Origin of the sequence: Acetobacterium carbinolicum, from assembly GCF_047456275.1 — a bacterium.
Lineage (GTDB): Bacteria > Bacillota > Clostridia > Eubacteriales > Eubacteriaceae > Acetobacterium > Acetobacterium carbinolicum.
Map to the genome: position 1 here is coordinate 1,286,832 of NZ_CP173357.1, position 12,705 is coordinate 1,299,536.

Annotated in this window: 8 protein-coding genes and 1 pseudogene; 5 read left to right on the forward strand and 4 right to left on the reverse strand. The window is 39.7% G+C overall.

Going from position 1 to position 12,705, the window contains the following annotated elements:
• Positions 1-346: 346 nt before the first annotated feature.
• From ACIZ62_RS05990 to istA, 3 genes are read right to left on the reverse strand one after another with little or no spacing between them, the layout of a single operon-like run.
• Positions 347-676 (reverse strand): hypothetical protein, encoded by a 330-nt coding sequence (locus ACIZ62_RS05990; RefSeq protein WP_414150096.1) that lies wholly within the window; start codon positions 674-676, stop codon positions 347-349.
• Positions 669-1,457, reverse strand: coding sequence for an ATP-binding protein (locus ACIZ62_RS05995; protein ID WP_414150095.1), 789 nt, complete (start codon positions 1,455-1,457; stop codon positions 669-671). The genes ACIZ62_RS05990 and ACIZ62_RS05995 overlap by 8 nt, the downstream gene beginning before the upstream one ends.
• Positions 1,454-3,004 carry an IS21 family transposase gene (gene istA, locus ACIZ62_RS06000; RefSeq protein ID WP_414150094.1) on the reverse strand — a complete coding sequence of 517 codons (1,551 nt, stop codon included), beginning with the start codon at positions 3,002-3,004 and terminating at the stop codon, positions 1,454-1,456. Before istA ends, ACIZ62_RS05995 begins: the two co-directional genes overlap by 4 nt.
• A 322-nt stretch (positions 3,005-3,326) precedes the next feature.
• On the opposite strand from istA, the gene ACIZ62_RS06005 reads away from it, so the two are divergent.
• The gene (locus ACIZ62_RS06005; protein WP_414151461.1) at positions 3,327-4,595 is read left to right on the forward strand and encodes a helix-turn-helix transcriptional regulator; all 1,269 of its coding nucleotides are present in this window, start codon (positions 3,327-3,329) and stop codon (positions 4,593-4,595) included.
• A gap of 462 nt (positions 4,596-5,057) precedes the next feature.
• Here the strand turns inward: ACIZ62_RS06005 and ACIZ62_RS06010 are convergent.
• Positions 5,058-6,438: pseudogene (locus tag ACIZ62_RS06010) on the reverse strand (transposase).
• Positions 6,439-6,702: 264 nt separating this feature from the next.
• Between ACIZ62_RS06010 and ACIZ62_RS06015 the strand changes: the two are divergent.
• The 4 genes from ACIZ62_RS06015 (at position 6,703) to ACIZ62_RS06030 (ending at position 12,674) form a co-directional block, all read left to right on the forward strand.
• Positions 6,703-6,846: a hypothetical protein gene (locus tag ACIZ62_RS06015; RefSeq protein WP_414151462.1), complete on the forward strand. Its 144-nt coding sequence runs from the start codon at positions 6,703-6,705 to the stop codon at positions 6,844-6,846.
• A gap of 415 nt (positions 6,847-7,261) precedes the next feature.
• Positions 7,262-10,108, forward strand: coding sequence for a molybdopterin-dependent aldehyde oxidoreductase (locus ACIZ62_RS06020; RefSeq protein WP_414151463.1), 2,847 nt, complete (start codon positions 7,262-7,264; stop codon positions 10,106-10,108).
• 113 nt (positions 10,109-10,221) lie between these two features.
• Entirely contained in the window at positions 10,222-12,477 is a 2,256-nt protein-coding gene (locus ACIZ62_RS06025) for a pyridine nucleotide-disulfide oxidoreductase/dicluster-binding protein (RefSeq protein WP_414151464.1), read from the forward strand.
• Between the two features lie 5 nt (positions 12,478-12,482).
• Positions 12,483-12,674 (forward strand): DVU_1557 family redox protein, encoded by a 192-nt coding sequence (locus ACIZ62_RS06030; RefSeq protein ID WP_414151465.1) that lies wholly within the window; start codon positions 12,483-12,485, stop codon positions 12,672-12,674.
• Positions 12,675-12,705: the final 31 nt, after the last annotated feature.

The window sequence follows — 12,705 nt, forward strand, 5'->3', positions numbered from 1 at the left end:
ACATTTTTATATACATTTTGGAAAGAAGACGACGAATTTTACCCAGACCATCCCTATGAACTATGGTATTATTCCATAGTTCATAGGGATGATACTGCGCTTGATTTTTAAGATTAAATAGGCCTCCTTATATTTAATTTGTTCTATTAAGTACAGTTTAAAGGAAATGCAAAAAAAAGAATAGGTGTTAAAATTTGTCTAAACATATCAAAAACTGACTTTGTTTTGTAAATTGATATTATTTGTATATTCCGACCGGCAAACTCCATTTGCACGGTCATTTCGACCCAGCTTCACGGAGGATGAGTTCCACCCTCACGGAAGCTGAACCAGTAGTAACTAAATGCTAATACTCAGAATCATCGTGGCCATGAGCGAGGCGACAGATATGTTCGCACCACGCATCGGTTTCCATAGGATCCTGGTTATTATATAACAACTGAATATAGAGCTGATAAGCGGGATGATCACTGTATCGCCGGCCCAGATCGGAGAGAATGTCACTTCTGAGATACTCATCATAAGGATATGTAAGATGACGGCTCAGCTCATAACGGGTTCTGACCGTTTCAGATTCGAGATGTTGGATGTCTTTTATCAGATCATCAATTAACTGACTGAATTCGTATTGGCAATCGCAGTGGCAGCTGCAAAAGCGTTCATTCTGATCAACCATGGCTTGCACCGCTTTTGGAAGAAGCCTTGAAGCTGCGCCGTTCCCGCATCGAAATTTTGCCGCCAATCCGGATGTCATAGGCATTGTGAATGATGCGATCCATGATTGCTTCAGATATCGGGCTGTCATTATCAGGATCGGGATTGATGCGTTCATACCAGCCTTCCATCTCATATTGTGTGCAGAAGATAATGGAACCTTCCTTACAGCGGGTTTCGACAATCTCAAGCAGATCATAGGCTTCCTGTGGTTCCAGGGTGCGGATCAACCATTCATCGAGAATCAGCAGTTCAACCTTCTGGTAGGACTTGATAGTCTTACGGAAGGTGCCACAGCCCTTGGCAACATTCAGATCATCCAGCAATTCCGGCATCCGGATGTAGCGGACGGATTTGAATTTCCGGCAGGCGGCATTACCCAAGGCATTACTGAGGTAGGTTTTACCATTGCCGGAGGCCCCTTTTAAAATGATGTGATGGCCGTCTTCGATATATTGACAGGAGGCCAGCCGGAGAATCTGGGCTTTGTCGAGCTTCCGGTCTTCGTGGTATTCAATCCCTTCAATGGTGGCACCGGGCTCAGCAAAACGGGCATTCCGGATAAAGCGCAACAGTTTATTGGACTTCCGGCGGTTCCACTCCGCATCCACCAGCAGCCCCAGCCGGTCTTCAAAACCAAGCTGGCTGTAGGTGGTCTGATCGGTAAACTGGGCTTCCAGTTCATCGGCCATGGCCGTCAGTTTCATGGCTCTTAATGCAGCAATGGTTGACTGATTAATCATTCCGGCTCACCGCCTTTCTGGAAGTAGGCAGCCCCACGGGTGATCCCATAACTGCTGGAAGTTTCCGATTTTAGTTCACGTCCCGTTTTGATTTTATCCTGACCATTTTTTAAAATGGTGCTGATGTTGCGAATTGTCGGTGAACTGCTGTAGAGAAGCACCCGCTGGCAGGCGTTTTCAAGGCGTTCATGACCATAACGGTCCGCCAGTTTTGTCAGGCTTGCACAGGCTTTGTAACCCTGTTCCGGTTCCCGACCGGCAGCTAGAAAGAGCTTGATCACGGTACTAGTTTGTTCGCCCACTGTTTGAGCCCATACCTGAAATTCTTCGGCACTATAGGAAAGATACTTCTGGTGAGCCAGCGGCATGTGTTCGAAACGGACAACTGGCTCCCGCAGTTGCGTTGCTGACCGGGGATGGGATGCCACCCGGGAACCGTGAAAAAAGACTTCCACGGTTTTCTCTGTCAGCCGGATGTCGACATCTTCCCCAATCAGATCAAACGGCACCGAAAACTTGTTTTTTCCATCAGAGATCAAGTAATCCCGGGGAACCCTGGCGGTGGACCAGATGGCCGGTTCATATGGGGTAAACGGAAGCGGCTTCATGAAGTCATGTTCTTCCTCATAATAAGCGCGGTGGCGATTGCCTTCCCGCTTTTTAAAAGGAAAATGGTTCAGCTCTTCGAGCTTTTCACTGACCGCTTTTTTGACTTCGGCGATTGAAAAGAACCGGCGATTCCGAAGTGCTGCAATGATCCAGGTGGAAGCATACTTAACCGTTCCTTCCACGAGGCTTTTATCCTTAGGGTGGTAGACCCGGGCCGGTACGATGGCAGTATCATAATACTCCGCCAGTTCCTGATAACTGCGGTTCAGAATGGTCTCATACCGGGTATTTTTGACCACGCCGGTTTTGAGATTATCCGGCAGCAAAAGCCGGGTGGCACCACCGAAGTAGCTATAGGCATTGGCATGGCAGCAAAGCCATTGACCCGAAGTCATATCGGAACACGCTTCTGCATAGGCATAGCAACTGCAGGGAAGAACCGCTACAAACAGATAGGCTTCGGTGGTATCACCGGTAAAGGGATCCTGAATGGGAATGGTATTACCCGCCCAGTCAACCTGCATCACATCACCTGGCTTATGCCGGATCCGCATGGTTGCCTTTGTCACTCTGGCCCAATGGCGATATTTGTCACAGAACTGCGAATACATATAGGGCGTATTGCCATTGGTGTAACAGGTTTCGCAGTATTCGCTCCAGAGCAAAGAAAGATTCACTCCCGGCTTGGCCAGTTCTTTGTGAATGGTGCTGTAATCAGCCTCCTTTCGGTGATTATTTGCTGTCAGCCGATCGGGGTAGAAGGTGGCCATCAGAACTTCGTTGGTTGCCGCTTCGTCCAGTGGCCATTCAATACCTGCTTTGGATGCAACTTCAAGCACTTCCCGGATCGTATTTCGCGAGCTATGAACGCTTGCAGCAATCTGTCGCTGGGTATAATTGAGACTGTTCAGTCTCAAGATTTCTCGATAATTCACCATAATTATCGACCTCCTGTAATGATAGTCACACATTTGTGTGCCAACTTCATTATAGGTTCAATTTATATGAATGGCTCACCTTTCGTTAAGGTGGGTCAGTTCAATCGTGACGCTGGGTCGGTTTGACCGTGCAGATGGGATTTCACTGTCGGAATATACATTATTCTGCAAATTTAAAGAATTGATGATAAAATAGGCTAAGTTAAAATGAAATTCAAATTATTATTTTTAGGTGTGATTTTTTAAATTTATGAGTAAAATTCTGCGAAATTATGATAGACATTTTTGGGTTACATAAATATGATACAAGGATGGTGGTTTTATGCACTTTTTTAGTAGCGATAATGAAATGAATCTGACAGAAACAGAAGCAACTATAATCAGTGATTATAAAAATTTAACAGGTTTTGATTGTGTAGTTTTTGAACTTAATGAAGATTTGCAAATTCAGTGCACGATGAAAAAAGATCATACATGCAATTATGTATGCAATACCGTTATGGGCAGAGAAAAAGCTCTTCAAGGAATATTAAGGTTCAGAAATCTTGTGGATGGCACATATATTTTTGATTGCCAAGGTGTATTTTTCTTCTGGGCAACACTTATAGAACTTGAAGATGAGAGGAATTTACTATTTATTGGAGGGCCGGCAATAATTACAGAAATAATTAAACCTTCACAGATGAGTAATTTGATTGATGAGATTAGAATCAACGTAGAAGAGTCAGAATTTTCAATCTACCCACGTGCGACGATGAAGTCGATTAGTTATGCTTCAAGGTTGATGCATGATTTGTTGCAATTAAAATATAGTTTAAGAACAAGTAAGCGCCAACAAAATTCGGTCTCATTAAAGTCAATTAAGCGAAATTATGATGATATAGAACGTGTGTTTGAAGATAACAATCGTACAGAAATTGCACATCAACTCAAATTATTTGACAATTGCATTGATGGAATAATTCAATGCGCTCTGATCGGGGACTACACTAATGCAAATACACACTTTTTTAATCTTATCGAGCCTGGATTTGAGATCGATGATCATGAGTACACAATTTCTTTTATTATTGGTATGATTTCTCTAATGGGACAAACAATTGCGGAATCGATATACTTCAAGTATACAGATAAGCTATTTTCTTTTTATACAAAGTTTCTAAATGATATTGTAAAGAAGAATGACAAAATTAATATTAAAGCTCTTTCAGAAAGTTATTTTCATAGTTTTTTTACAGAACTCACTACCTGCTATTTTATTCACATGGATAAGTCACCCCATGTTAGGCGAATTATTGAGTATGTAAAAGAGAATTATTATCGAATAGATATAAGCTTATCAACGATGTCAACAGAATTGAGTCTTGATTCGAGTTATTTGTGTAGGGTTTTCAAAAAGGAAACAGGAATTACAATTATGAATTTTGTAAAAAGCTATCGTTTGATGATTGCGGCAGATAAACTAAGAAATACAACCGATAAAATTGAGACAATTGCGAATAGTGTGGGTTTTTTGAGCACTCCTTTATTTCGAAGTTTATTCAAAGAGCATTTTAATGCGAGTCCCAAAGAATACAGAATTAATTTTTAAAACTGTAGCTGACAATAAAAGATTAGCTATAGGTTTGTATGCAGAAAACTCGGTTCAGATTAGAGTTAAGTCGCATAATAAAAGTTAGTGTCCCGTAAAGACACCTACAAAAAATAACTTTGTGGGGAGTGATTCGCCTTGGCGGTTTTGGGAATCAGGTAAACAGTTATACTGGCACTGGTGCCGATGGAATTGCCCATAAAAAGTCAGTTCTTTAATATTAGGTAATTGCGAAATGAAAAAGATTTAGAGCACAGAGAATTCGGCGGTAAGAAACAGACAGACTTCATGAAGTCAGAAGGGAAACGAACAACAAAGCGAAGAAAATGTTGCAGAAGATGAGAAAAAAAGCGCAAAAACAAAAGCTGGGCAAAGAAGATAAAAAGTCCAACTAGGCAACGAGTGGTTTAAGACTGCGTAAGTACTGATGCTGATGAATCGTATCGGAAAGAATTGCAGTAATCAGCTGGGTAATTCCGGCCAATAGCAAATCGGCGTGAAGTGTCTTGGCATTTTGAGTTTTACGGTTGGCAAGACAGAAACTGTCTTTGAAGTGATTAATGGATTGTTCAACGACGCCCCGGATCTTATAGATTCGAGCCCATTCGAGTGTCCCACGAAGGGTTCCGGGGTAGGCCCGGAGATTTTTTTCAGGGTAGACGTAAAACATCCGACCACAGGAAGACGAAGTGCAAGGATTTTCACAGAAACACTGACGTTTGGCTTTCCCGGCTTCCTGTTTGATCCATTTTGTTTTGGGACAGGTGAATTTAAACCGAATCAGGCCGTTCTTTCGTTTGGCCCGCCCTTCGGATTTCATGGGAAGAGAAGGATCGTTTGGACAACAGGGAATCCCATCTGCATTAACCGGACAATCCGGATAGGAAAGTTTACCACGCTGATTCAATGGAATGAAAGCTTTTTCAAATTTCAGCTCCCCAAGGAGGGACTGATAAATCGCTGAACTGTCAAACGCAGCATCACCAATGAAAAGTTTGGGGACAATCAGCGGGTGCTTTTTAAAGAAGTCTGTAAGAACCGGAATCAGGGCTTTAGTATCATGAAGCGATTTGTCCTCATCGGGAGAATCTGATTTTTTCTCGACAGAAATCTCCGGATGATCAGCCAGAAAATTCGCATCATAGAAAGTGATATCCCGGACAATGCCAAGTCCATTGGTGATGATGCCGAATTTGTAGACGTAACAGAAATGTCCATTAATGTAGAGCTGTTTGATTTCCGGGTTGGATTTTGCGTGCGTGGGCATTGAACCGTAAGCAGCCTTATAGGGATCATAGGCGTCATCAAGCTGGTGAGATTTTTTAAATGCCTTGAGCTGCTTAATGATTTTATTGGCAAATTTTGGATTGTTTTCAGTGACGTAGGCTTCAATTCCTGAGGTATCAAAAATGGTCATCATCGCTTTCTCGGCATCAATTTTCTGGCAGATCGGTTCAGTTACATCAACAAGACGATGAAAGAGCGATTGTAAGTCCATCAGGTATGTTTTTTTGAAACGGGTTAGTTGCGATGCGTGGGGAACCCGGTTAAAACCACAGAAATCGCGGAGTTCTCTGGAAAACTTGAGAAAAGTAATCAGGAGTGTATCCGTGGGGATGGAAAAAATCCGCTGCAGGATCAGCGCCCAGAGAATCGAACAAAGTTCAAAATCTCGATATCGGCCATGAGCCGAATAGTAATGCTGATAAAATGAATGCGGAATCAACGCGTGAAGATTCAGATTCTCTTCCAGTAGTGAAAGAAAGTGATGTTTGTCATATTCAAAAAAATGAGTACAATCAGAATAAACTTCAGCCAAAGAAAGCTGTTTTTGTGATAAAATAGTCATGATATAACTCCTTTCAGGTTGATAGCTTTGTTTATAAGCAACTCAATTTTATCACAATCTGGTGAGGAGTTATATTTTTTTATGTTAAAAATATCCCGTAATTATGCGGGCTGTGGCGTTTTGCAAACGCCTATTCTTTAATATTAGTGGGAGGAATTGATACCTCAAAAGGAGCTTTTAAGAGCAATCTTGGCTACTTTGAGCCGCGGTCCGTTTGCTTTAAGAATATTCATTTTACCAGTGTGACGGGAGAGTATTGTGGAAACGACTAAAGCAAATGGATCAAATACATATGCTTATATGCATCATCTGTTGCATTATATACCGGATGCCAGTTATTTGAATAACTCAGAGGTGTTGGAAGGGTTGATTCTCTGGACAGAGCTGGTGAAGGGGGAATGAAAACTATAAACAGATTTACTTGGAACTGGTCTACTGTTAGCTCCAGTTCTTTTTTATTTTTTGTAACACCTTGGTATTGAGCGCTTACGAAAAAAAAGTCAATTTTGGGCCAATATGTCAAAAATGAAATATTGTAGAAATTGGTACCGGTGAATATAATTTAAGGCGAGTCAAATAAACAGTTAGAAAATCTTGTTTGCAGAATTAATTTTAAACTAAAAGTTTAAGAATTGAGAATGTTGACAACTTCGTCTGAAAGATTGCGTTGTTCAAAAGGGAAGAAGGTGGATTAAAAGAATATTGTCAATGTCGAAGAAATTAATTTATTTTGAATGAGAAGTTTAGATGAAGAACATGAATTTGAATTGCTTACTATACGAATGTAAACGATTATGATATTTTAGGAGGAATATAAGTGGCGCTTAGAAAAATGTATTTAAATATTAATGGTGCGGAACGGTTAGTTGTTTGTGATCCTGAAGTCGATACGCTTTCTGATGTGATTCGACGAATTGGTTTGACAGGCACGAAAGTGGGCTGTAACACAGGACAATGTGGTGCATGTAATGTTATTCTAGATGGAAAGCTTGTCCGCTCCTGTGTCAAAAAGATGAAGAATATTAAAGAGTATTCTACTATCACTACTGTGGAAGGAATTGGACAGCCTAATGCTTTGCATGCTCTGCAACAAGCATTTATTTTCTGTGGGGCAGTACAATGTGGATTCTGTATCCCGGGTTTCATTGTTTCGTCAAAAGCTCTTTTAGATCAGAACATAAATCCAACACGACAAGAAGTACGCGACTGGTTTACAAAGAATCGTAATGGGTGTCGTTGTACTGGTTACAAACAGATCGTCGATGCCGTAATTTTAGCTGCAGCGGTTTTACGTGGCGAAAAGACAATGGATGACATCACGTACCAGCCACCTGAAGATGGAAGAGTATATGGAACAAGTAATCCACGACCGGCTGCATATTCTAAAGTAACAGGTTTATGTGATTACGGCGATGACATTGGGTTAAAAATGCCGAAGGGTACGTTACATCTTGCAGTAGTACTCAGTAAAGTCAGTCATGGGAATATAAAAGGAATCGATTTCTCAGAAGCTGAAACAATGCCAGGTGTAGTAAAAGTTATCACAGCCAAAGATATGCCAGGTTATAATAGAATATTCTTTCCTGCAACTCATTCAAATTCTATTACAAATGGTATGGAAAGACCGATCATTTGCGATCAAAAAGTTTTTCGATACGGTGATATCGTGGCGGTAGTTGCGGCAGATAATGAGGTTAATGCAAGATTAGCGGCTCAAAAGGTCAAAGTTGATATTGAGGAATTACCTAAATATTTAAACTATTTAGAAGCGGTAGTGCCAGGAGCAATGCCACTTCATGATCATCAAAACCAATATTTAACAGTTTCAGCTATTAAAGGAGAAGAAACAAGAGAAGTTCTTTCGCAATCGAAACATGTTGTAGAAGGCTCGTTTCATAGCATTCCCCAACCACATTTGACTATCGAACCAGATTGTGGTCAAGCGTATATTGATGAAGATGGTTGTGTTACAGTTCATTCTAAATCGCTAATGATTCACTATGCGCAAGGTATGGGTGCTCCAAGTCTAGGTCTTGCTCCTGACAAGTTCAGAGTAATAGAAAATCCAACTGGGGCTAGCTTTGGTTATACAATGTCTCCAGCGATGACAATTCTTCTTGGTGCGTGTACAATGGCCTTAGGCGGGACCCCAGTGACACTTACTTTGAGTTATTCTGAGCATATGCTGTTTTCAGGAAAGCGGCTAGCGTCGTATTCAAATGCCAGATTGGGCTGCGATGAAGAAGGAAAGATTACAGCTATGGAGTTTCATGTTGGTGCAGATGCAGGGGCGTATACTGAGCTTGGGGAACCAGGTCAAAAATCGGTTAACTGGGGTGGATTTGGTTATAACATTCCAAATATTAGAGGGATCTCCCGAGTTGCAAATTCAAACAATTCTCATGGTACCGCATATCGTGGATCAGGTTCTGTACAGGCGTACACATGGTCGGAAGCGATCGTTGATATGCTGGCTAAAAAAGCAGGTTTTGATTCGTTTGATTTTAGATATATGAATCTTGCTAAGCCAGGCGAGACGGGCATTAATCAACAACCATATCGCCAGTATGTATTTAAAGATTTAATGGATGCGATTAAACCCTACTATGATACAGCTAAGAAGCGGTGTGAAACCGAATCCACGGATACTAAGAAACGCGGAGTAGGGATTACAAACTGTGGTTTTATGGTATCGGTTGGAAATGAAGATGCATGTCAGATTGATTTAGAACTTAATTCTGAAAATGGAATTACCTGTTACAACGCATGGCAGGATCAGGGTCAAGGGGGTGATATTGGAACAATAAATATCACGCATGAAGCATTTAAGGACACATTAAAGTTAGATTATACAAAAATTAAATTAGTTATGTCGGATACAAAACTAGTTCCACCAACAGGTCCTAGTGGAGCAAATAGACAGCATTTTATGGTAGGTAATGCGACAAAAGATGCTGCAGATCAACTGCTAAAAGCTATGCAAAAACCGGACGGTACATATCGGACTTATGAAGAAATGAAAGCAGAAGGAATTGAAACCAGATATCGTGGAACTTACGTAACAAAAATTCATACAACGGATTTTGATTGGGACACGGGTATTGGTGAAATGTGGCCTGAGTATAATTATTGCTCATTGATGGCGGAAGTTGAAGTTGATACTACAACGGGTAAGACAACGGTATTAAGTATGGTCCTAGTTTATGATATTGGAACAATTGGAAATCAAGCTGTTGTTGATGGACAGGCATACGGTGCTTTAATGCACGGGGTTGGTATGGCATTGAGCGAGCAGTATATCGACGATGGCAATTACGATAGTCTCGTGAAGTCTGGATTTACTTATGCCAATGGTATGCCAGATGATATCACGCTGATAAGTTTGCCTTCAGAACGTAAAAATTCTGCATATGGTGGTGTGGGTTGTTGTGAACTTTTCCAATCAACACCACATGTTACTGTGCTGAATGCTATCAATGATGCTGTTGGTGTAAGAATATATGAAGGACCTGCTGCACCAGAAAAAGTAAAGGCAGGATTAGAAGCTAAAAAAGAAGGAAAAGAAATTAAACCACACTATTATGTTGGGCCGGATTTCTATGAAAGTCTTGAAGAAATTTACACAAAAGTTGCTCAAAAAAAAGAAACCATAACAGCAAATTAAATAAAACTTGTAAAATGTTTTTTCGACGGTAGTAATCAATATCTGAGCGCTACCGTCTCTAAATGTTATTGCGAAAGAAGAGAATGGTGTTAATTAAGAAATGAGATTATTTTATGAGTCATAAGGATATAGAATTATCGAGTGAATTCGAAAAAATTGTAGACAAGTGTTATAACAATGAGCAACCACCATGCACTTGCGCCTGTCCATTTGGTCTTGATATTACTGAATTTATAAGTAGGCTAAAAAAGGGGAAATTTTCGTCAGCGTATTCATTATATCAAGATCATGTGCTTTTTCCAGAAATTGTGAGCAGAATCTGTGATCAACCATGTCAAGAAAAATGTTTCCGTAAAGGCATTGATGATGCGATTTCTATTAGAAAATTAGAAAAAGCTTCGTTGGAATTCAATTTTTCTAATGCACCTAAAAATTTGAATCTGCCTCAGAAGAATTCTAAAATTGCAATTATTGGTGGGGGCGTTTGTGGTTTAAGTTGCACTTTAAAGCTCGCTTCTCATGGGTATCATGTAACTGTGTTTGAAAAAAGTACTTGTATCGGTGGGAGTTTAGAGAATGTTTTACCTTCAGATATTTTTCTAACTGAGTTTCATGACCAGATGCAATTTATTAGTTACGAACTTCTTCTAAATACTGAAATTAAAAACATTGAAGAATTAGAAAAAAATTTCGATGCAATTCTTATAGCGACAGGAAAGAATGGGAATTCATTTGATTTACTTAATGGATTAAATAGTGAGTCACTTGGAAGTCAAAAAGATGGAGTCTTCCTGGCAGGTGGGGTAACTGGTACTCTAAATCCTATCAGATCAATCGAAAATGGAATACGCGTATCTCAATCAATTGAATCATATCTTCAGATTAACCGGATGCATGAAATGTTTTTTGTAAATAAAGCTAAAATATCACGCCTAAAAATAAACGCAACCCGAATAAATTCGGTAAAATGCATTGAAAATAGCACTTATACAGAGACGGAAGCTATACAGGAAGCGAGTAGATGTTTACTTTGTAACTGTAATGAATGCATAAAGAGTTGTAATTTTATGAGTTATTATAATAAGACACCCAAGGCGCTTGCTGAAGATATGAAAAACACTCTAAACGGCACTTTAATGAATGTTGACAAGAGGATGATTAATTCGTGCAGTGTTTGCGGTTCATGTGAAGCAGTATGTGATGAACATATCGACACGGGGAAATATCTGCTCGAAGCTCGTCGATTAATGCATCAAAAAAAGATTTTGCCGTTGGCGTTTCACGATTACTTCATCAGAGATATGAATTTTTCAAACAGTGACTCAGCGTACTTGTTTAAAAATGCGCCTTCATACGAAGATAGTGAGTATGTATTTTTCCCAGGTTGCCAGTTGGGAGCTTCCGACCCTCGATATGTTGAACTGACATATAAATATCTCTTAAGTAAGAATCCTAAAACAGGAATTCTTATAGGATGTTGCGGTGTTCCGGCACAATGGGCTGGAGATGTAAATTTATCGAATAAAGTGATTGATAGGAATTGTGATGTTTGGACAGATATGGGTAAACCAAAAGTAATTTTTGCATGTCCAACATGTGAAAAAACATTTGCTAGCCGCCTTCCAGAAGCTGAGCGTATTTCCTTATATGAAGTGATTGAAAATTGGGGGTTGCCGGAAACCGCACTGGAAAGCCAAAAAAAGGTATCGATCTTTGATCCATGTGCCAGCAGATATAATGAGAACATGCAAACCAGTGTACGTAAATTAATGAAAAGAATAGGGTTTGATCTTGTTGAATTACCCTATAATAGTAAAATGGCAAGTTGCTGTGGGAATGGCGGGCAGATTTATGCAACAAATCCAGATCTCTTTAATAGTAGTGCCAAAAGAAGTTGTGAATTAAGTGAGAATCCGTATATAACTTATTGTATAAATTGCCGTGATATCTTTATTAATATGGGTAAACCTAGTTATCATGTGCTTGATATTATGTTTAATCTTAATCTCGAACCACAGTTGCCCCTAAGTTTGTCTAGGCGAAGAAGAAATAGAGAAGTTTTAAAAGCAAACCTTCTTGAAGAAATCTGGCAGGAGGATTATATGTTGGATCCAAGTGAACAAAAATTAATTATTTCTGAGGAACTCTTACAAAAACTAAACAGAAAATTGATATTAGATGAAGATATTTTAAATGTTATAGAGTATTGTGAGTCAACAGGCAATAAATTATTAAATCCCAAAACTGGTGAATTTATTGGGCATTTAAAGCAAGGTATTATTACCTATTGGGTAACATATAAGGTGGAGGATAATTGTTATCGAGTTAGTAGAGCATATAGTCATCGTGCAGTTATTGATGGGGAGTAGTGCGTATGATAGATGAAAAAATTGTTTGCTTAAAATGCAATAAAACCATGGAAATAAAAAAAGGCAAGTTGAAATATTTGGAGAACATCATTAATTATGAGTTTCTAACGTGTCCGGAATGCAAGACCATATATATACCAGAGGAACTCGTAGAGGGAAAAATGCATGAAATAGAAATGGCATTTGAAGATAAATAAAAAAATCAAGAATTTGCCTAGGGGAGAACAG